Here is a 22710-nt window from a genome sequence, read left to right on the forward strand (position 1 = left end):
CCATGCGTTCCAACCCTAATATCGATCTGGTTTCGCGCTTTCTTCGCCTGCCGCTGGAACAGCGCCAGCAGTTTTACCAGCGCCTGCAAAGCCGTGGCATGAGCTTCGCCCAACTGCCGATTGCCTCGATCCGCGAGGACGGCCAACGCCTGCCGCTGTCCTATGCCCAGGAACGCCAGTGGTTCCTGTGGCAGTTGGACCCGGACAGCGCCACCTACCACATCCCCGGCGCATTGCGCTTGCAGGGGCGCCTGGACCTGGCGGCGTTGCAGCGCAGCTTCGACAGCCTGCTGGCGCGCCACGAGAGCCTGCGCACCCGGCTGATCCAGGACGGTGAGCAACTGTCGCAAGCCATCGAGCCCGAGGCGCGTGTCGAGATCCGGCAGGAGGTTGTTCACGAGGCGCAACTGATGGCGCGGGTCGAAGCCGAGGTCGCCCGCCCGTTCGATCTGCAACAAGGGCCGCTGTTGCGCGTGACCCTGTTGCAACTGGCGGAAGATGAGCATGTGCTGGTGATGGTGCAGCACCACATCGTTTCCGATGGCTGGTCGATGCAAGTGATGGTCCAGGAACTGGTGCAGTTGTATGCCGCCTACAGTCAGGGCCAGGACCTTAGCCTGCCGGGCCTGCCGATCCAGTACGCCGACTACGCGCTGTGGCAACGCAACTGGATGGAGGCCGGGGAGAGGGCCCGCCAGTTGGCGTACTGGCAGGACCTGCTGGGCGGTGAGCAACCCGTGCTGGAATTGCCCCTCGATCACCCGCGCCCCGCGCAGCAAAGCCATCGCGGCGCGAGCCTGCAGGTGCAGCTGCCGGCGGACCTGGTGACGGGCCTCAAGCGCCTGGCGCAGCAAGAAGGTGTGACGCCGTTCATGCTCCTGCTGGCGTCGTTCCAGACCCTGCTGTTTCGCTACAGCGGCCAAGCGGATATTCGCATCGGCGTGCCGAATGCCAACCGCAACCGCGTCGAAACCGAGCGGCTGATTGGCTTTTTCGTCAACACCCAGGTGCTCAAGGCCGACCTCGACGGGCAGATGACGTTTGCCGAACTGTTGCAGCAGACCAAGCGTCGTTCCCTGGAAGCCCAGGCGCACCAGGACCTGCCGTTCGAACAGTTGGTGGTGGCGTTGCAGCCCGAACGCAGCCTGAGCCACAACCCGTTGTTCCAGGTGATGTTCAACCACCAGACCGACACCCAGGCCAGCGGTGACGGCCAGCACCTGCCCGGCCTGCGCGTGACGGAACTGGACTGGGACAACCAGACCACCCATTTCGACCTGAGCCTGGACACCCATGAATCCGCTGAAGGCCTGTGGGCCGCGCTGACCTATGCCACCGACCTGTTCGAGGCGGCGACCATCGAGCGCTTTGCGCAACATTGGCAAAACCTGCTCCAGGCGCTGGTGAGTGCGCCGCGCAGCCGTCTTAGCGCGCTGCCGATGCTCGACCGTGCGCAGCAGCAGACGATGCTCCAGGATTGGAACGCGCCGGCCAGCGTCGCCGTCGCACAAGCCGTACACCACCGGTTCGAGGCCCAGGCCCGCCAGCATCCTGAACGCCAGGCGCTGGCCCTGGATGACCAGACGCTCAGCTATGGCGAACTGAACCGCCAGGCCAATCGTCTGGCGCACTACCTGATCGACCAGGGGATCGGCCCGGACGGCCTGGTCGGTATCGCCGTCGAGCGTTCCTTTGCCATGGTGGTCAGCCTGTTGGCGGTGCTCAAGGCGGGCGGTGCCTACGTGCCGCTTGACCCTGAGTATCCGCGCGAGCGCCTGGTGCATATGATCGAGGACAGTGGCGTGCGCCTGGTGTTGACTCAGTCTCACCTGCGTGAGCGCCTGCCGTTGGCCGGGTCGTTGACCTGCCTGGATATCGACCTGGCCCACGCGACGTTGGCGCCGTATGCCGAACACGCTCCGACGCTCGACGTCGAGCCGCAGAGCCTGGCCTACGTGATCTACACCTCGGGCTCCACCGGCAAACCCAAGGGCGTTGCCATCAGCCACGCGGCGCTGAGTGAGTTCGCCGGCATCGCGGCCGACTACTCGCGCCTGGTCCCACAGGATCGGGTGCTGCAGTTCGCCACCTTGAACTTCGATGGCTTCGTCGAGCAGCTGTACCCGGCGCTGACCCTGGGCGCCACCGTGGTGTTGCGCGGCCCGCAGTTGTGGGACGGCGCCGACCTGTACCGGCAGATCATCGATCAGGGCATCACCCTGGCCGACTTGCCGACGGCTTACTGGAAACTGTTCCTGCACGATTGCCTGGCGGCGGGCCCACGGTCTTACGGGGCCTTGCGCCAGGTGCATATCGGCGGCGAAGCCATGCCCCTGGACGGCCCGGCGATGTGGCGCCGGGCCGGGCTGGGGCATGTGCGGCTGCTCAACACCTACGGGCCCACCGAGGCCACGGTGGTGTCCAGCGTGCTCGATTGCAGCGCCGACGATGGGGTGATCAGCGGCAGCGCCAGCCCGATTGGCCGCGCGTTGCCGGGGCGGGCGTTGTATGTGCTGGACGGCGACCTCAACCTGTTGCCGGTCGGCGCCGTGGGCGAACTCTACATCGCCAGTGCCAGCGGCTTGGCGCGTGCTTACCTGCAACGCCCGGGCCTGACCGCCGAGCGCTTTGTCGCCGACCCGTTCGGCCGCCTGGGCGAGCGTCTTTATCGCACCGGCGACGTGGCGCGTTATCGCGCCGACGGGGTGATCGAATACGTCGGCCGCGTCGATCACCAGGTGAAGATCCGTGGGTTCCGTATCGAGCTGGGTGAAATCGAGGCGCTGCTGCTGGCCCAGGATGCCGTCCGTGAGGCCTTCGTGCTGGCCGCCGACAATCAGTTGGTGGCCTATCTGGTGGCGACGCAGCCATTGTCCGAGCCGGAGCAGGTGAGCGCCGCCGAACAGCTCAAGGCCACCTTGCGCGAGCAACTGCCCGATTACATGGTGCCGGCGCACCTGATCTTCCTCGAGCGCATGCCCTTGAACCCCAACGGCAAGCTCGACCGCCAGGCCCTGCCGACACCCGTCGGCGGCTCGGCACAGCAGGCATGGTTGGCACCGGTCACGCCGCTGCAGCAACAGATCGCGGCGATCTGGGCCGATATCCTTGGCGTCGAGCGTGTCGGCCTGGCCCATCATTTCTTTGAACTGGGCGGGCATTCCCTGCTGGCCATGCAAGTGGTCTCGCGCATTCGCCAGGCCCTGGACCTGGAAGTCCCGCTCAAGACGCTGTTCGAGCAGCCGCGTCTGGCAGGCTTTGTCGCTGCCTTGACGACCTCCGATCCCGCCGCCCCGAAAGCCCCGGCCCTGCTGCCGGCCGGGCGCGACCAGCCGTTGCCGCTGTCGTATGCCCAGGAGCGCCAGTGGTTTCTCTGGCAGTTGGAGCCGCACAGCGCGGCGTACCACATCCCCAGCGCGCTGCGCCTGAAAGGCCAGCTTGACCGCGCGGCGTTGCAGCGCAGTTTCGACGCCTTGCTGGCCCGTCATGAAAGCCTGCGCACCTCCCTGCGCCAGGAGCGCGAGCGCACGGTTCAAGTGATTGAACCGCAGGTGTCGTTGCACATCGCATGCGCCGATGTCGATGAAGCTGCGCTGAAGGCCCGGGTAGAAGCCGAGATCGCCCAGCCCTTCGACCTGCAACAAGGGCCGTTGCTGCGCGTCTGCCTGCTGCGCCTGGCCGCCGATGAGCATGTGCTGGTGCTGGTGCAGCATCACATCGTCTCCGATGGCTGGTCGATGCAACTGATGGTCGAGGAACTGGTGCAGCACTACGCGGCTTACAGCCAGGGTCAGACCCTGGTATTGCCGGCGCTGCCGCTCCAGTACGCCGATTACGCCGTGTGGCAGCGCCGCTGGATGGAGGCGGGCGAGAAGGATCGCCAACTGAACTACTGGCGCGACCGGCTCGGCGGTGAGCAGAGCGTGCTGGAGCTGCCGTTCGACCACCCGCGCCCGGCGGTGCAAAGCCACCGTGGCGCACGCCTGCCGATCGAACTGGCGCCCGCGCTCGCCCGCGACCTCAAGGCCCTGGCCCAGCAACAGGGCGTGACCCTGTTCATGCTGTTGCTGGCTTCGTTCCAGACCTTGCTGCACCGCTACAGCGGCCAGGAAGACATCCGCGTCGGCGTGCCGATCGCCAACCGCAACCGCAGTGAAACCGAGCGCCTGATCGGCTTTTTCGTCAACACCCAGGTACTCAAGGCCGACATTCACGGGCAGATGAGCGTCGCGCAGGTGGTGCAGCAGACCCGGCAACGGGCGCTGGAGGCGCAGGCCCATCAGGACCTGCCGTTCGAGCAATTGGTGGAGGCGTTGCAACCCGAGCGCAGCCTGAGCCACAACCCGTTGTTCCAAGTGATGTTCAACCACCAGACCGACGTCGGCCAGGCCCAGGTCCAGCACCAATTGCCGACGCTGCGGGTAGAAGGGCTGGAGTGGGAAAGCCGGACCGCGCATTTCGATCTGGACCTGGATATTCAAGAATCCACCGAAGGTATCTGGGCCACATTGGGGTATGCCCAGGACCTGTTCGAAGCCTCGACCGTGCAACGTATGGCGCGGCATTGGCAGAACCTGTTGCAGGCGATGGTCGCCGATCCGCAGCAGACCCTCGGCCAGTTGAACCTGCTGGATGAGGATGAACAGCGGCACATCCTGCAGTTGTGGAATCAATCCGACGCCGGCTTCCCGGCCCAGCGCCTGGTACACGAGTTGGTGGCCGAGCGTGCGCGGGAAAACCCGCAGGCAATCGCGATCAAGTTTGACGCACAAACCCTGACCTACGGCGAGCTGGACCGCCAGGCCAACCAGTTGGCCCACGCGTTGATCGCCCGGGGTGTCGGCCCGGAAGTGCGCGTGGCGATTGCCATGCCGCGCAGTGCGGAGATCATGGTGGCGTTCCTTGCGGTGCTGAAAGCTGGCGGCGTTTACGTGCCGCTGGATATCGAGTACCCACGCGACCGCCTGCTGTACATGATGCAGGACAGCCGCGCCAAGCTGCTGCTGACCCATACCGCCGTGCAGCAGCAACTGCCGATTGCCGAAGGCCTGGATACGCTCGCTATCGACTGCACCGAAGCCTGGAGCGGCTTCAGCGACACTGTGCCGTCGGTAGCTCTGGACGGCGACAACCTCGCCTCCGTGATCTACACCTCGGGCTCTACGGGCATGCCGAAAGGCGTGGCGGTGGCCCACGGTCCGCTGGTGGCGCATATCATCGCCACCGGCGAACGCTACGAAACCGGCCCGGCCGATTGCGAATTGCACTTCATGTCCTTCGCTTTCGACGGCTCCCACGAAGGCTGGATGCACCCGCTGATCAACGGCGCCAGCGTGCTGATCCGCGATGACAGCCTGTGGCTGCCGGAATACACCTACGCGCAAATGCACCGTCACAACGTGACCATGGCCGTGTTCCCGCCGGTGTACCTGCAACAACTGGCCGAGCATGCCGAGCGCGACGGTAATCCGCCGAAGGTGCGCGTGTATTGCTTTGGCGGTGACGCGGTGGCGCAAGCGAGCTACGACCTGGCCTGGCGTGCGCTGAAACCCACTTATCTGTTCAACGGCTACGGCCCGACCGAAACTGTGGTTACGCCGTTGTTGTGGAAAGCACACAAGGGCGATCCCTGCGGCGCCGTGTACGCACCGATCGGCACGCTGTTGGGCAACCGCAGCGGCTACATCCTCGACGCCCAACTCAACCTGCAACCCATCGGCGTCGCTGGCGAGCTGTACCTGGGCGGTGAGGGCGTGGCGCGTGGTTATCTGGAACGTCCGGCACTCACCGCCGAACGCTTCGTCCCCGACCCGTTCGGCAAACCCGGCAGCCGCGTGTACCGCAGCGGCGACCTGACCCGTGGCCGCCCGGATGGCGTGGTGGATTACCTCGGCCGTGTCGATCACCAGGTGAAGATCCGCGGTTTTCGTATCGAGCTGGGCGAGATCGAAGCGCGTCTGCGCGAGCAGGACAGCGTCGGCGAAACCGTGGTGGTGGCCCAGGAAGGCCCGAACGGTAAGCAGTTGGTGGCCTATGTGGTGCCACTGGATCCGGTGCTGATGGACGATGCGGTGGCCCAGTCCACCTGCCGTGAAAACCTGCGCCGCGCCCTGAAAACCCGCCTGCCGGACTACATGGTGCCCTCGCACCTTATGTTCCTGGAGCGCATGCCGCTCACCCCCAATGGCAAGCTCGATCGCAAGGGCCTGCCGCGTCCTGATGTGAGCCAGATGCAGCAGGTGTATGTGGCGCCACAGAGCGAGCTGGAGCAGGACGTGGCGGCGATCTGGGGTGAAATCCTGGGCCTGGAACGGGTTGGCCTGGCCGACCACTTCTTTGAATCGGGGGGGCACTCGTTGCTGGCGATGCAGGTCATCTCCCGTCTGCGCCAGTTGCTGGGCCGGGAAGTTCCCCTCAGAACCCTGTTTGAACACCCGCGGTTGCAGGGTTTTGTCGAGACGCTGCAGCGTTCGGCAGCCGAGACGGACAGTGCGCCGGCGATTCTGCCCGTCAGTCGCCAGCAGCCGTTGGCATTGTCTTATGCCCAGGAGCGCCAGTGGTTCCTCTGGCAACTGGACCCCCAGAGCGCCGCGTACCACATCCCCAGCACCCTGCGCCTGCGTGGCTGGCTGGACCAGGCCGCGCTGCAACGCAGTTTCGAAACGCTGGTGGCGCGCCATGAAAGCCTGCGCACCCAGGTGTACCAGGACGCAGGCCGCGCCCGGCAAATGATCCGTGATGCGGGTGCCGTAGAGATCCTGCATGCCGACGCCGACGAAGCGGATGTGCAGCGCCTGGTGCAAGCCGAGATCGCGCGACCGTTTGACCTGCAACAAGGCCCGCTGCTGCGGGTGACCCTGCTGCGCCTGGCTGACGACGAACATGTGCTGGTGCTGGTGCAGCATCACATCGTCTGCGATGGCTGGTCGATGCAGGTGATGGTCGACGAGCTGGTGCAACTGTACGCGGCCTACAGCCAAGGCCAGGAGCAGCAACTGCCGGCGCTGCCGATTCAATACGCCGACTATGCCCAGTGGCAGCGCGACTGGATGGCGGGCGGGGAGCGCGAGCGTCAATTGGCTTACTGGCAAACGCTGCTGGGCGGTGAACAGCCGGTGCTGGAACTGCCCGCCGAGCGGCCGCGACCTTCGGTGCAGAGCTATCGCGGGGCGAGCCTGGATGTCGTCCTGGACCCGGCGCTGGTGACGGGGCTCAAGGCCCTGGCGCAGCGTGAGGGGGTCACGTTGTTCATGGTACTGCTGGCGTCGTTCCAGACCCTGTTGCACCGTTACAGCGGCCAGCAGGATATTCGCGTCGGTGTGCCGATCGCCAACCGCAGCCGGGTCGAAACCGAGCGGCTGGTGGGGTTCTTCGTCAATACCCAGGTGCTCAAGGCCGATATCGATGCTCAACTGACCGTCACCCAATTGTTGCAGCAGGCCAAGCGGCGGGCCCTGGATGCCCAGAGCCATCAGGACCTGCCCTTCGAACAATTGGTCGAGGCGCTGCAACCCGAGCGCAGCCTGAGCCATAACCCGTTGTTCCAGGTGTTGTTCAATCACCAGAGCGAAGCGCGCCTGGCCAACAGCGGCCAGCAGCTTGCCGACCTGAGGGTTGAAGGGTTGGAGTGGGGCGCGCAGACCGCGCAGTTCGACTTGAGCCTGGACACCCAGGAGACCGCCGAAGGGCTGTGGGCGACCCTGACCTACGCCACCGATCTGTTCGACGCCGCGACACCCAAGCGCATGGCCCGCCATTGGCAGAACCTGTTGCAGGGCATGCTCGGCGATCCGAATCAGCGGGTCACCCAGTTGCCGATGCTGGAGCGTCTGGAGCAGCAGGTGATGGTCGAGCAGTGGAACGACACGGCGCAGGATTACCCGTTGCAGCAGAGCGTGCAGCAGTTGATCGAAGCGCAAGCCGAACGCACGCCGGATGCCCAGGCATTGCTGTTTGATTGCGAAGTGCTCACTTACGCCCAACTGAATGCTCGTGCCAACCGCCTGGCGCACCGCCTGATACAGGCCGGTGTCGGGCCAGACCTGCTGGTGGGCGTGGCGATGGAGCGTTCGGTGGAGATGGTGGTGGCGCTTCTGGCCGTGCTCAAGGCTGGCGGCGCCTATGTGCCGCTGGACCCGGAATACCCGCGCGAGCGCCTGGCCTACATGCTGCAGGACAGTGGGGTGCAACTGCTGTTGACGCAGGCGCATCTGGTAGCGTCGTTGCCCATCGGTGACTGCGTACAGTGCCTGGTAGTGGAGCAGGGTGACAGCTGGCTGGCAGGGTTTGCCACCTTCAATCCCGAGGTCGCCGTCGAGGCCGAAAACCTCGCTTATGTCATCTACACCTCCGGTTCCACCGGGCAGCCGAAGGGCGCCGGTAACCGCCACTGTGCATTGACCAACCGATTGCTGTGGATGCAACAAGCGTATGCACTGGATGCCAGTGATACGGTGCTGCAAAAGACGCCGTTCAGTTTTGACGTGTCGGTCTGGGAGTTCTTCTGGCCGTTGATGAGCGGCGCACGGTTGGTCATGGCGGCTCCGGGTGATCATCGAGAGCCGTCGCGCCTGGTGACGTTGATCAATCGACACCAGGTCACCACTTTGCACTTCGTGCCCTCAATGTTGCAGGCGTTCCTCCAGGACTCGCAGGCCGGCAGTTGCCAGGGCCTGCAACGCATCATTTGCAGCGGCGAAGCCCTGCCGGTGGACGCCCAGCAACAGGTGTTCGCCAAACTGCCCAAGGCCGGGCTGTTCAACCTGTACGGCCCGACCGAGGCGGCCATTGATGTGACCCATTGGACGTGTGTCGATGAAAACCGCGACAGCGTGCCGATTGGCCAGCCGATCGCCAACCTGCGCACCCATGTGCTGGATGCGCAGTTGCAGCCGGTTGCGGCGGGTGTTGCCGGTGAGTTGTACCTGGGCGGTGTCGGGCTGGCGCGCAGTTACCATCGCCGTCCCGGCCTGACCGCCGAGCGCTTTGTGCCGTGCCCGTTCCAGCCTGGCGCGCGGTTGTATCGTACCGGGGACCGGGTCCGTCAGCGCAGGGATGGCGTGATTGAATACCTGGGGCGCCTGGATCATCAGGTCAAGTTGCGTGGTTTGCGGATCGAGCTGGGCGAAATCGAAGCGCGCCTGCTGGAGCATCCGCAGGTGCGTGAAGCATCGGTGCAAGTTCAGGATGGCAAGCATCTGGTGGGCTACCTGGTGTTGCACGACCCGGCCGCCGCCTGGCGTGATGCCCTGAGTCATCACTTGCTGGCGCATTTGCCCGACTACATGGTGCCTGCGCAATGGGTCGTGCTGGACCGCATGCCCTTGAGCCCCAACGGCAAGTTAGACCGCAAGGCCCTGCCGGCACCGGACGCCAGCGTGCATCAGCGGCACTTCGTTGCGCCGAGCAACCCGCTGGAGCACACCGTTGTGCTCGCCTGGCGCGAGGTCCTGGGCCTTGAACAGGTGGGGGTGGAGGACAACTTCTTCGAGCTGGGCGGGCACTCGTTGCTGGTGTTGATGCTCAAGGAGCGTATCCGCAAGGCTACCGGCGTGGAGCTTTCGGTGAGTCAGCTGATGCTCAACCCGACGGTTGCGGGGCAGGTCGCCTGTGTTAATGGTCAGGCCGGCAACTCGTTGATCGTCAGGTTGAACAGCCAGACCCGTGGCACACCGTTGTACCTGTTTCACCCCAGCTATGGTTCGGTGCATTGCTACAAGGCCATTGCCCTGGCGTTGCGCGAGCAGCGGCCGGTAATGGGCGTGATCTGCCGGGCGTTGGCCGAGGAGGGCAGTGAAGTGCCGGCCTGGCACGAGATGGTCGAGGACTACACCGCGCAATTGTTGACGGCGCAGCCGGAGGGGGCCTTCCGTCTGGCGGGCTGGTCCCTGGGCGGCAACCTGGCGATGGAAGTTGCCCATGGCCTGGAGCAGGCTGGGCGGGAAGTGGAGTGCGTGGGCTGGATCGACGCATCGCCACCCCAGTGGGTCAAGCCCTTCTGGGACACGGCGGTGATGGTCGATGAGCGCGAAATATCCGCCAATGACCGGCGCGTGGAATTGTTGGGCGCGATGTTCCCTGAGTTCACGGCGCAGATCCATGCCAAGTGGTCGGGCCAGCAGGCCACGGTTGACGGCGACGATGAGCAATGGGCCGGGTTCAACCAGTGGGCTGGGGATGTGCTGGGTGAGCGCTTCCATGAACTCAAGGAAGAGTTGCTCAGCGGCCATGAGGCGCAAATCTCGTGGGAGGTCGACCGCATGCTGGGCCAGCGCCTGCATGATGCCGATTTCAAGGCGATCAAGGCGCCGATCAGTTGCTGGTGGGCGACCTTGAGCCGCACGGGTGTGCATCATCGGTTGATTGAGGCGAGCATGCTGGAGGTCGCCGGCCAGTCCCGGATTGAACGTTCGGTGCTGATCGAGACCAGTCATGATCGGTTGATCGACAACGCCGCGTTCGTGCGCAGCTTCGCCGACGCGATGGCGTAACACCGGGCCTGAACGAACAAGCCCCCGGCCACTGATGGTGACCGGGGGCTTTTTCGTGGGGTGGGGTTCAACGACCGGCCCCTGCAAAAACGCCCCGGGCAATGAATGCACGGGGCGTTAGGGTTGGAACCCTCAGTAGCCGCCAGGGCGGCTACGAGCAGGTCTTAGAAGTCCCAGCGGGTGCTGAGCATGAAGTTGCGTGGCTCGCCGTAGGCGGCAGAGTTATAGAAGCCGATGTTGGTGTAGTAGGTCTTATCGAAGATGTTGTTGACGTTCAACGTTGCCGACACGTTCTTGGTGAACTGGTAGCGGGTCATCAGGTCCACCAGCCAGTAGGACTCCTGGGAAAACTCCTCGTAGCCGCCTTTCGGGCTGTTGTAGATGTCCTGCCAGCCAACACTCTGCCAGCGAGCGCCGCCGCCGACGGTCAGCTTGTCGAGGTTGCCCTTGAACTTGTACGAGGTGTAGACGCTGACCTGATCTTCCGGCTCGAAGGTCGAGATCTTGATGTCGTTGTCGTCGCGCACAACCTTGTGGGTATAGCCACCCTGGAGCTGCCAGCCCGGTGCCAGTTCGCCCGACATTTCGACTTCGTAACCCTTGGTCACGGCCTTGGTGCCCTTGAACGCGTAGTTCGACGGTGTCGGCGTGCGGTTGTTGTATTCGTCGTCGGACACGGAACGGTTGGTTTCGTGGATCTCGAAGTAGGCGGCGCTGGCGTTTACACGACCGTCCAGGAAGTCTGCCTTGACGCCCAGTTCCCAGTTCTGGCCTTCATCCGGCTCGACCAGCTTGTTGTTGCGGTCGCGGTTGTAGCTTTCCTGCGGCATGAAGATATCGGTGTAGCTGGCGTAGACCGAGTACGTGTCGTTCAGGTCGTAGACCACACCGGCATACGGCACGAACCGTCCGGTTTCCTTGTAGGTCGGGTTGTTGCCGGTGACGGTGTAGTCGACCACGCGGCCGCCGAGCAGCAGCTTGAGGTCGTCGGCGAGGTTCAGGCGGGTGGTCATGTACGCGCCGGTCTGGCGCACGGTGTCGTCGATCTTCGACTGCGGTGTGCCCCAATCCGGTTCGGTCGCGTTGCCGTGCCAGTTGTGGAAGTTCACCAGGTTGGGGGCGAGGTTCCAGTAGCCATTGCCGTTCCACTCGGAAGAACTGATGGAGCCGCCGAGGACCAGCTCATGCTCGCGGCCACCCAGGCTGAACGGGCCGCTCACATATAGGTCGGCGGAGTCGCTGACGGTTTCGCCGGTGTACTTGCCCGATGTCAGCTGCGAAGTGCCGTCCAGGTTGGGAGTGCTGCCCTGGATCGAGCCCATCTTCGCGTGGTAGCCGTTGATCTTGTGGTCCAGTTGCAGCTTGGTGACCCAGCCATCGCCGAGGTCGTGCTCGACTATGGCGAATAGGGTGCGGGTGTACTGCTCCCAGCTGCTCCAGTCGGCGGCGTTGTTGAACGAGCGCTTCACCTTGTTGCGATTACCCTGGGCGTCGATCAGCGGGAAGCTGCCGGACCAGGACGAGCCTTTTGGCAGGCTGTCCTGGTAGTCGCCACCCACGGTCAGCATGGTGTCCGGGGACAGGTCGAATTCCATGATGCCGTAGTAGACCGGGCTTTGGCGCTCATAGCGGTCCATGAAGGAATGCTTGTCCTGGTAAGCTGCCACCGCCCGACCCCGGACATTCCCGGTTTCGGTCAGCGGGCCGCTCACATCCAGCTCGCTGCGGTAGTTGTCCCAGGAGCCGGCACCCACGCTGGCGTGGCCCTGGAACTCTGCGGTGGGCTTTTTGCGCACAAGGTTGATGGTCGCACCCAGGGAGCCTGCGCCAGTGAGCAGGCCTGTGGCGCCCTTGAGTACTTCGACCCGGTCATAGATCGCCATGTCGCTCAGGGTGTTACCCGCTGAATAGGCCACGTTGCGCGCAGTGGACGGAATGCCGTCGTACTGGAAGTTGTTGATGGAGAAACCACGGGCGTAGTAGTTGCTGCGCTCGGTATCGAAGGCCGAGACGGTGATGCCCGGCGTGTGGCGCATCACGTCGTCAACGTTGTTCAGGCCGAAGTCGTCCATGTGCTGGCGGGTGATGACGGTCACCGACTGCGGCGTCTCCTTGGGCGTCAGCACCAGGCGGGTCGAGGTGGCGATGTAGCCTGGGGTATAGGAACCGGTGTTTTCGGTCACGTTGCCCAGTTGGTTGGCGGTCACCTGGGTCGGGCTCAGTTCCAGCCCGGCGGAGGTACCGGCGGCGGTGACGGTCAGCGAATTGCCATTGAGGCTGTGGGTGGTCGACGTTCCTGACAGCAGGGTATTGATCGCCTGTTGCGGGTCCAGTTTGCCTTTGACGGCGGTGCTGTTCTTGCCTTGCACGTCGGTCGGGCTGTAGAGCACCTGCATGTTGGCCTGATGACCGAAGGCCTGCAGCGCGCTCCCCAGCGGCTGCGCGGGAATGTCCAACTCGATCTCTTGTGCCTGCACATAGCCGGCCACCGGCAGTGATATGGCCAGGGCCAGGGCGTTCGGCAGGAGGTTGATGTTCAGGGCCCGACGCATGGATAGCGCTTTGCTCAGTGGGCTGAGACCGAGTCGTGCTGGCATGGGTGTTTTCTCTTCTATGTTTTAAGTGGGCAATTATAAGTGTTTATTGAGTCTGGTTCTCATTACCACTAGTGAGACGTTCCTATCCCGGGAAACCGGAAAAGAAAATTCACGCCGGCGTCATTTCGCGCACGACCTGGCCGGCGCGCAGGCGCACCAATTGGTCGGCGATATCGAAATAGCGGTCGTCGTGACTGATCACGATGATGGTCTTGCCCAGGCGCTTGAGGTCCGGCAGCAGCTCGGTATAGAAGATCCGGCGGAAGGCCGGGTCCTGGTCGGCGGCCCACTCGTCGAACACCAGCACCGGGCGTTCTTCCAGCCAGGCGTTGACCAGCGCCAGGCGCTTGCGTTGGCCGGTGGACAGATCGGTGGTGCTGAACACGCCGTCCTTGACGCTGACCTTGTGGGCGATCTCCAGGCGTTCCAGGTATTTTGTCGCGCTGTCGAGTGACTGGGCGGCGCTGCCCTGGACCAGGTCATCGAACAGGTAGTAATCGGCGAACACCGTGGTGAACAGTTGGCGATAGTCGTCGCGCTCGGGGTCGCTCACAGCGTTGCCGTTGAGCAGGATTTCCCCGGCCTGCGGTGGGTACAACCCCAGCAGCAGCTTGATCAGGGTGGTCTTGCCGCTGCCGTTTTCGCCGACGATGAACACGATATCGCCCTGGGCGATGTTCAGGTCGATCGGCCCCAGGTGGAACGGTTCGCTGCCTGCCACTGCCGGCGGGCTGTAGCGCACACCGCGCAATTCCAGGCTGTTGACCACCGGTTGCGGGGCTTCGCTGTCATCCATCAGCAGGTGCGGTTCCGGCGAGGAGAAGCGCTGTGACAGCTCACTGATACGACCAAATGCAATCTTCGCCTTGCCCACCACCGGCAGGTAGCCGAGCAGGTGTTCCAGCGGGCCTTTCATGTACAGCAGCACCAGGACGAAACCGGTGATCACGCTAGGGTCGGGGTTGGGGTTATAGGCCTGCATCGCCAGGGCCAGGCCGATCACCACGAAGAACAGCATCGAGCCAAAGGTCTTGGCAAGGATGTAGATGTTCACGGAACGCACCTGGATGTCGGCGATGCGGTCCGCGGTTTCCTGAATGCGCTGGGTGTTCATGCGAAAGCGCCGGGGCCGGTGCATGCGCAGTTCCTTGGCGCCGGAGGCAATGGCGTTGTAGTAACGCTGCAGCTCATCCTCGTGGCTGCGCGCCAGGTCGAAGCCCTGGATGCCTTTGCCGCCGGCGATGAACTGCACGGCACTGCCGATCACGATGGCGACCACCATCATCAGGAACATCGGTACCGACAGGTAGGCCAGGTAGCCCAGGCAACCCAGGGTCACTGTGGCCGCAATGGCCAGCGGTGTGAACGCGAAGGAGAAATCGCTGATGGTGTCGACGTCGTGGGTCAGTACCGGGATCAGCCGGTGGGAGCGATAACCCTCGATCTGCCCGATCGGCGCCGACAGCACCTTTTCGCCGAGGTCCTTGCGCAGGGCGGCAATGATCCGTTGGCCGACGTAATTGGTGCCGATATCGGAAATGATCGAACTGACCAGCGCCAGTACACACAGCGCAGCAAACGTCAGAATCACCCCCTGGGTCATCCCGGCGGAGGAGTGCAGCGCATTATTGATAGTCGCCAGCAGCAGCGTGATGGCCAGGCCACCGGCCATGCCCAGGGCGACGGAGACGCTCACGATGGCGCGAAAGGGCCTGAGCAATGCGAGCAAACCGCTGAAGGCGCCGCGCTTGGGGTCGGTCATAGGTACTTCCCGGAAAGTGAATGGAGGGGGCTGGGCACACAGACCCTTACCCATGACAAACGAAGCGTCGGCGCGAGTATTTAGCGCGGCGTGCCCGGCGGTGGCGGTGGCGGATAAATTGCCCGCTGCCTGGTTCGTTCTTGTTGGGTAGGCGCACGCGTAGGGTCGCGTGCCGGATCTATCCAGTGAGAGCGAACCAATGACGAAAAAGAACCTGGTGTATGTGTGGTCCCTGAGAAATGCCGCCGCCGACAAGGCCGGGCAGCCAGTGGCCTATAAGGACCACGAGCGCTACATGAAGTCGGTGCTGGAGTTTCTGGTGGGCTCGCTCAACGATACGTCGCTGGGCGAGGCCTATAACCTGGTGGGCGTGGTGTATGACGACGACGAGCAAAACCCGCGTGACCGGCAATTGGTCGCCGACTATGGCTTTGCCTATGCGCCGGGCCGCCAGTGGCTGTACCCGGCGGACCTGCGGGTGCAGGGGCGTCTGGTCAACGATTTGCTGCTGAGCGTGCCGTCCACCTACCGCCGCCTGCCGCGTGGCAGCGCGCAACACGTCGCCGGCAAGCAGGATTTCGAACGCCGCCTGCGCGACACGCTGGTGGAGCTGAAGGCCGATATCGTGGTGCTGGACGGCCTGTTGGTGATCCTCGATGAGCTGGTGCGCCCGGGTGCGCCATTTGCGCGGCGGATCATGAACATTCACCCGGGCATTACCCGTATCGAATCGCCCTACGAGCGCCGGGGCGCCTACGCTACCTGGAACGCCTTGTACGGTGCCCGTGGCCAGGCGGTGGTGGATTGGACGACCAAGGAGACGCAGCCGTGCGAGCCGCTGTACCTGACCGGTGCGTCGTTCCACTACGTGGACAACGGCATCGACTCCGGTGAAGTGTTCCACGACGTGCTCAAGACCGAGATTTCCCCGGACGACACCATCCTCGAATTGCGCTGGAACAACTTCAACAACAGCCTGTTTCCGGCGTTGCATGAAGGTTTGGAACGGTTGGCTCGGCAGGGCTGACGCACGCCCCCTGTAGGAGCGGGCTTGCCCGCGAAAATCGCCAACGATAACGCGTTTATCCTGGATAAACGCGGCGTACTCGGGGGCTTCGCGAGCAAGCTCGCTCCTACAGTGGGTGCGGTGGGTGCAGCGGGTGCAGCGGATGCAGTGGGTGCAGCGGGTGCAGTAGGTGCAGTAGGTGCAGTAGGTGCAGTGAGGGGATTTGTTGTTACAGGTCTCGCACTACCCGAAAACCGATCCAGTCCCCGCGTGTCTGCGGGTAGATGTTGTTGCGATTGCCCGAGCGCGAGAACACTGGCGCTTCGCCCCAGTCATTGCCACGGATCTGGTAGCTCTCGCAGTTCGGTTCCACCCAGGCGCTGCCGTCGGTCGGTGCGCCGACGTAGTTGGGGTGTTCGCAGTCGGCCACGCGCTCGTAGACGTTGCCGTGCATGTCGTACATGCCGAATGCGTTCGGCGGGTAGCTGCCGGCCGGCGAGGAAAAACTGTAGCCATCCGCCGGACCGTAAGTGTTGGCATGTTCGGCAATGCTGTAACCCTTGCCCTCGTCGAACGGAAACGGGAAGGGGCCGCTGGAGCCGGCGCGCGCGGCGTATTCGCGCTGGGCTTCGCTGACCATGTGGTACGGCTGCCCGGTCTTTTTCGACAGCCAGGCCACGTAGTGTTTGATGTCGTCCATGTCCATGCACACTGCCGGCTGACGCGGGCTCTGGGGGTAGCGCGGCTTGCTGGCGATGCATTCGCGGCCGGGGCGGGTATCGCCGTCGGCGATCTTGACCCCGGTCTGGCGGATATAGCTGTCCCACTCGCCAGCGGTGATCTGGAAGCGGCTCATGGCGAACGGCTTGGCGAAGGTCACGGCATGCATCGGGCCTTCGTCCGGCTCGCGGCCGACCTCATCGTCGGGCGTGCCCATGGTGAAAGTGCCGGCGGGCAGCACGACCATTTCCGGGCAGTCCTTGCAGTCCTTGAACACTTTGCCGGGTTGCGGCGTGGCGGCCTCGGCCAGGTTGGGCAGCAGCGCTGCGCACAGGGCGGTGAGGGCCAAAGCGGTCAGGGGGGCGGATGGCGTCATGTGGGCCTCTCGTTCAAAGGGCAAAGGGCGTGCGTCGCCACCGCTGGCTCAGCACGGTCATGTTGTGCTCGCGGGCTTACGTCGAGGGTGATGAGCGGTTGGCCAAGGGCCTGGCGGCTTTTTGTACCTGTTCCCACACCCGCAGAAAGTTGCCGCCCCACAGCTTGGCGATGTCGGCTTCGGAGTAGCCGCGCTGGATCAGCTCGGCGGTGACGTTGCGGATTTCGCCGACGTTGTTCCAGCCGTCGATACCGCCGCCGTCGTTGAAGTCCGACGCCAGGCCGACATGGTCGATGCCGATCTTGCGCACGGTGTAGTCGATGGCATCGCCCAGGTCCTTGAGGGTGGCCTTGGGTTCGTCATCGAGGATCGCGTACAGCGCGCTGGCGTACTCGCCGAACGTGTGCTCGGGCCAGGCGGCGATGATTGCGTCGCCCGGCATCAGGGCCACGGCCAGGTTGGGCAGGGGTGGCAGGTCGAAGCGGGCGCGCAGGGTGTTGAGCTTGTCCTGGGTCGGCTGGCTCAGCGGGCGCAGGTAGGCGGAGAAGGCCACGATCTGTACCACGCCGCCGCTGCGCTTGATCAGTTGCAGTTCCTTGTCACTGAGGTTGCGCGGGATATCCACCGCCGCGCGTGGCGCCGAGTGGGAGGCCACCAGTGGCGTGCGGCTCAACTGCGCAACCTGTTCCAGGGCCTTGGTCGACATTTGCGACACATCAATGATCACCCCCAGGTCATTGAGGCGGTGTACCGCTTGCTGGCCGATGTCCGAGAGGCCGTCGAGAGCGTCGGTGGAGTCATTGAAAAATGGCAGTGGCCGCGACGAGTCGGACCAGGCGTTATTGCCGATATAGCTGAAGCCGAACATACGCATGCCGCGTGCTGTCCACAGGTCCAGTTGGTTCAGGTCGCTGCCCAGCGGGTAGGCGTTGAGCATGCTGATAAAGATCGCGAATTTGCCTTCGCCATGCAGGCGCCGGAAGTCATCCGGGGTGTAGGCGATGCCCACTTCGTTGGGGAAGTCGCGCACCATGCCGGAGATGATTTTGTAGCGCACCTCCTGCTCGTGGCGGGCTTCCTCGACAAAGCCGTCGCCGGGCCTGTGGGGAGCATTGGCGCCGTTCCAGATTTCCGGCCAGCCGAAAACCGTCAGCGCCGCCCCGGACAATCGCCCGCGACGCGCCTTGGCCAGGTCGAACTGGCCGCTGCCGTCGTGGTCGGCCTCATTGCCGGCGGTGCCGAAATCCAGCGGCACGGTGATATGGCTGTCGAACGACAACAGGCGCTCCTGCAGGTCGTTGGCCTGCTTGATCACCGCCAGCGGGTAGCCGGCATTGCCTCGGAACCAATGATCCCAGGCCAGGAAACCGGCCCCGGCGCCGATGGCCAATGCCAGGCCGATAAACAGCGCCTTTTTCGAACGTGGTTTTGTCATTGCCGTCTCAGTCAGTTGAGGCCTTTGCTATCTGGGAAGAACGAGCGATGAGCGCGGAAATTTAGGCCTCGGCGACGGCGCGGTAAATTTCCCGCGCGAGTAAACGTTCTAGCTCTGATAACGCCGTTTCCTAAGGTAGACAATGACGATCTCTCGACGTGGGTTCATCGCAGGCCTGGCGCTGACTGGCGCCGCCGTGCCGGCGGCCTTATATGCCCATCGCGAGTGGACGCGTGAAGAATTCCCCATCACCCCCGGCGAAGCCACGGTGGATCTTGCCGATACCGCCGGCCAGCACCTGGCGAACACGTTGCGCGGGGTGTGGAACCTGCGGCTTGAAGGCCGCGATGCCGGCCTCAAGGGTTTGCCCGCGCGGGGCCTGGCGTTGCTGCTCGATGTCGCGCCGCGTGGGCGTGGTTTGCGTGGTTATCTCGACACGGCCGAGCACCTGCGCGGCGATGGCGAACCCCGTTATCGCGTGTTGGGTGACTTGCTCGCGGGCGAGGGCACCGAGCTCTATTGGCGGCTGATCGACCGTGATGCAGCCGACGGCGCGCCGGCCTATGAATTCAGCATGACCGTCGATGAAGTCTGGGGCATCTTCGGCAACGCCGGCAGCGGCACCCTCAGCGGGCAGATCCTCGACCTCGACCGCCCCCTGGCGCTGACCGCGCCGGATAATCGCTTTGTTGCCCACAAACAGCCGTTTCCCGAAGCCCGCCAACGCATCGGTCTCAACCCTTCGCTGCTGGCCTGGCTGATTTCCCCCGAGCACCGCCTGTTCCACCAACTGTGGCACGCCACGCGCGACCAATGGCACAAGCTCTCCGAGGAAAAACGCGACGCCTTGCGTGGCATCGGCTGGCAGCCCGGCCCACGGGGCAAGGAGCGCGACGCACGGGGCAAGCTCAAGGATCGCAACGGCTCGGGCATCGACTTCTTCTTCATGCATCGGCATATGCTCGGCACCGCACGTGCGATGCAAGACTTGCCGTCGTGGTCCGCCTTCCCCGAACCGCAACCGGCCCTGGAACGTGATCGCCAGGGCTTCCTGCGCTACTTCGACAACCATGACGGCTTTGCCCTGCCACCCACCTGGCTGGCGCCGGACGACGGCGACTACACCCAATGGGTCAGCGATATCAAAGCCGCCGAGACCTACCACAGCAACTTCCAGGTCTGGGAATCCCAATACCGCGACCCGCGATACCTGGCCAAATTGACCCTGGGCCAGCTCGGCTCCGAAATGGAACTGGGCCTGCATGACTGGCTGCACATGCGCTGGGCCTCGGTGCCCCGCGACCCCTCCAACGGCGCCCCCGTGCCCTTCGCCCGCGACCCGGCAGACTTTGCCGCGCGTTGGTATGCGCCCGAGAACGACTTTCTTGGCGATCCGTTTTCCTCCCACGTCAACCCGGTGTTCTGGCACTTCCATGGCTGGATCGACGACCGCATCGAAGACTGGTTCCGCGCCCATGAGCGCTTCCATCCCGGCCAGGTCAGCCGCCTGGAGGTCAACGGCGTGGCATGGTTCGCGCCGGGGCGTTGGGTTGAAGTCGGCGACCCGTGGCTGGGCCCGGATACCCATGGCTGCAGCACCACGCCAGGCTTGCAGAGGGGGCGTTCGATGGAGATGGACCCAGAGATCATGAAGCTCGCTCTGCGAATTACGTTTGCTGCGCAAGACGAAGCGCTGCAGGGTTTGTTCAAACGGGTGCCGAAGCGGCCATGGTATGCGCGGCATTTGAAGGTCAAGGCGCGCGAGGTGTAGGCGTTTTTTGCTGGAGTTCAATGTTTATGATGTAAAGCTGAGACGGAGATGGTTTATCTTCTGGTCGGCACGTGGGTGTTTTTTATAGGTTTTAGTACTATAAACAATGGAAGATGTTGAAAGAAATTCATATGGGTTGGTATATTTCTACTGATCTTTTATTGGGCGTCGCCACGGTTAAGAAATATCCGACAGCGAGGTCCCTGTCTGTGGTTTAAATCTTCAATAATCTTTGCAAGAAAGATAATCTTTGTGCTTTGTGGGAAATATCCCTGATGCGCAATGGAAAGTTCCCGTCCGTGATCCGGGGGCTGGTAAGTTCCCGCAGTGATACTTCATTCTAGTGAGCAAGCGGACGCCATGCGCCATGTAGCGCTTTGGTTTCCGGAAAGGGAATTTAAGTTGATTGGATTCCGGTTTTAATTTCCATCTGACCGCAGATCAATGCTGTTGGATAACTCACGGAATGAAACGATGACGCTAAGCAGCTTTCAAAATGAAGTGCCCAAGGCCAGGGTTAATATCAAGCTCGACCTGCATACCGGCGGTGCGCAGAAAAAGGTTGAGTTACCTTTGAAACTGATGGTGCTGGGGGACTACAGTAACGGTAAAGAACAGCGTCCGCTCTCCGAGCGTGGCAAGGTTGATATCAATAAGAACAACTTTGACAGCGTCCTGGGCGAGTTCTCGCCGGGTCTGAAGCTGGCTGTCGACAACACCTTGGACGACGATGCGTCCGACACCGCTGTCGAACTGAATTTCCGGTGCATGAAGGACTTCGAGCCTGAGCAGGTCGCACGGCAGATTCCACAACTGCGTGCGTTATTGGCGATGCGCAACCTGTTGCGTGATCTCAAATCGAATCTGCTGGACAACGTGACCTTCCGCCATGAGTTGGAGCGCATCCTCAAGGATGACGCGCTCAGTGACGAACTGCGCGCTGAGTTGGCTGCCTTGGCGCCTGAAGAAGAGCGTTAATTCATAGCGGTAATTTAAAAGGGAAGTTAAATCATGTCCTTAGAACATTCCAACGTGCAAGCGCGCGGCGCTACAGTGTTGTCTGAAGAGTCTGCGGGTGTTTATGCTGCGCTGTTTAACAAGATCAATTTAAGTCCTGTTGCTGAATTGGCCGGTATTGATATCTTCCAGAACTCGGATGCGCTGTCCGAGGTGTCCGCCGATGAGCGGGTGACGGCAGCGGTCAGTGTGTTTTTAAAGTTGCTTAAGCAATCGCCGCAAAAAATCGAGCGTTTGGATAAAGTCCTGTTGGATGAGCATATTGCTTCGTTGGACCGGCAGATTGGCCGTCAACTCGATGCGGTCATGCACCATCCGGACTTCCAGCGCGTCGAGTCAACCTGGCGCGGTGTGAAATCGCTGATTGATCAGACGGATTTCCGTCAGAACGTTCGCATAGAACTATTGGATGTCAGCAAGGACCACCTGGTGCAAGACTTCGAGGACGCGCCTGAAATTGCCCAGAGCGGCTTGTACCTGCATACCTACACGCAGGAGTACGACACACCGGGGGGCGAGCCGATTGCGGCGGCTATTTCAAACTACGAATTCGATCGCAGGCCTCAGGACATCGCGCTGCTGCGCAATATTTCCAAAGTCGCCGCCGCCGCGCACATGCCGTTTGTGGGGGCTGTAGGCCCAGCGTTTTTCGGCAAGGAAACCATGGAGGAGGTGGCCGCAATCAAGGACATCGGCAACTATTTTGATCGTGCCGAATACATCAAGTGGAAGTCATTCCGTGACAGTGACGACGCGCGTTACATCGGCCTGACCATGCCGCGGGTCCTGGGGCGCTTGCCCTACGGGCCCGACACCGTTCCCGTGCGCAGCTTCAATTACGTCGAGAATGTCAAAGGGCCGGATCACCACAAGTACCTGTGGACCAACGCATCGTTTGCCTTTGCCGCGAACATGGTCAAAAGCTTCATCAGCAACGGTTGGTGCGTGCAGATACGTGGGCCGCAGTCGGGTGGTGCGGTCACTGAACTGCCTATCCATTTGTATGACTTGGGCACCGGCAATCAGGTCAAGATCCCTTCCGAAGTGATGATTCCGGAAACCCGTGAGTTCGAGTTCGCCAACCTCGGTTTCATTCCGCTCTCGTACTACAAGAACCGCGACTATGCGTGTTTCTTCTCGGCCAACTCCGCGCAAAAGCCGGCGCTGTACGACACGGCCGACGCCACCGCGAACAGTCGAATCAACGCACGTCTGCCATACATTTTTCTGCTGTCACGCATTGCTCACTATCTGAAGCTGATCCAGCGCGAAAACATTGGCACCACCAAGGACCGGCGTTTGCTGGAACTGGAGTTGAACAAGTGGATCGGCGGGCTGGTCACCGAGATGACTGATCCGGGCGATGACTTGCAGGCCTCACACCCGCTGCGGGAGGCGAAGGTCACGGTGGAAGACATCGAGGACAACCCCGGTTTCTTCCGCGTCAAGTTGTATGCCGTGCCGCACTTCCAGGTCGAGGGCATGGACGTGAACTTGTCGCTGGTTTCGCAGATGCCCAAGGCCAAAGCCTGATTC

General features: G+C 62.8%; 9 protein-coding genes. 5 read left to right on the top strand and 4 right to left on the bottom strand.

Annotated elements, in window-relative coordinates; all coding sequences use genetic code 11:
• Positions 1-2 precede the first annotated feature (2 nt).
• Positions 3-10490: a non-ribosomal peptide synthetase gene (locus INT12_RS21725; protein ID WP_193059011.1), complete on the top strand. Its 10488-nt coding sequence runs from the start codon at positions 3-5 to the stop codon at positions 10488-10490.
• 164 nt (positions 10491-10654) lie between these two features.
• Here the strand turns inward: INT12_RS21725 and INT12_RS21730 are convergent, their stop codons facing one another.
• Together INT12_RS21730 and INT12_RS21735 are read right to left on the bottom strand one after the other, a co-directional pair.
• Positions 10655-13087 carry a TonB-dependent siderophore receptor gene (locus tag INT12_RS21730; RefSeq protein ID WP_193040130.1) on the bottom strand — a complete coding sequence of 811 codons (2433 nt, stop codon included), beginning with the start codon at positions 13085-13087 and terminating at the stop codon, positions 10655-10657.
• Positions 13088-13196: 109 nt separating this feature from the next.
• Complete coding sequence (locus INT12_RS21735) at positions 13197-14849, bottom strand: cyclic peptide export ABC transporter (RefSeq protein ID WP_193040131.1); 1653 nt, start codon at positions 14847-14849, stop codon at positions 13197-13199.
• 199 nt (positions 14850-15048) lie between these two features.
• On the opposite strand from INT12_RS21735, the gene INT12_RS21740 reads away from it, so the two are divergent.
• Positions 15049-15876, top strand: a complete 828-nt coding sequence (locus INT12_RS21740; RefSeq protein ID WP_193040132.1) for a N(5)-hydroxyornithine transformylase PvdF — start codon at positions 15049-15051, stop codon at positions 15874-15876.
• Positions 15877-16084: 208 nt separating this feature from the next.
• Here INT12_RS21740 and INT12_RS21745 read toward each other — a convergent pair whose 3' ends face one another.
• Together INT12_RS21745 and pvdM are read right to left on the bottom strand one after the other, a co-directional pair.
• Positions 16085-16951 (bottom strand): formylglycine-generating enzyme family protein, encoded by an 867-nt coding sequence (locus INT12_RS21745; protein WP_193040133.1) that lies wholly within the window; start codon positions 16949-16951, stop codon positions 16085-16087.
• A 76-nt stretch (positions 16952-17027) separates the two neighbouring features.
• The gene (gene pvdM, locus INT12_RS21750; protein WP_193040134.1) at positions 17028-18386 is read right to left on the bottom strand and encodes a pyoverdine-tailoring dipeptidase-like protein PvdM; all 1359 of its coding nucleotides are present in this window, start codon (positions 18384-18386) and stop codon (positions 17028-17030) included.
• A gap of 142 nt (positions 18387-18528) precedes the next feature.
• On the opposite strand from pvdM, the gene INT12_RS21755 reads away from it, so the two are divergent.
• The 3 genes from INT12_RS21755 (at position 18529) to tssC (ending at position 22707) form a co-directional block, all read left to right on the top strand.
• A complete protein-coding gene (locus tag INT12_RS21755; RefSeq protein ID WP_193040135.1) occupies positions 18529-20157 on the top strand; it encodes a PvdJ/PvdD/PvdP-like protein in 1629 nt (542 codons plus the stop codon).
• Between the two features lie 474 nt (positions 20158-20631).
• The gene (tssB, locus tag INT12_RS21760) at positions 20632-21135 is read left to right on the top strand and encodes a type VI secretion system contractile sheath small subunit (RefSeq protein ID WP_046487053.1); all 504 of its coding nucleotides are present in this window, start codon (positions 20632-20634) and stop codon (positions 21133-21135) included.
• A 33-nt stretch (positions 21136-21168) separates the two neighbouring features.
• Positions 21169-22707, top strand: a complete 1539-nt coding sequence (gene tssC / locus INT12_RS21765; RefSeq protein WP_046487050.1) for a type VI secretion system contractile sheath large subunit — start codon at positions 21169-21171, stop codon at positions 22705-22707.
• Positions 22708-22710: the final 3 nt, after the last annotated feature.

It is taken from the genome of Pseudomonas sp. K8, from assembly GCF_014889455.1.
GTDB classification, from domain to species: Bacteria; Pseudomonadota; Gammaproteobacteria; order Pseudomonadales; family Pseudomonadaceae; genus Aquipseudomonas; species Aquipseudomonas veronii.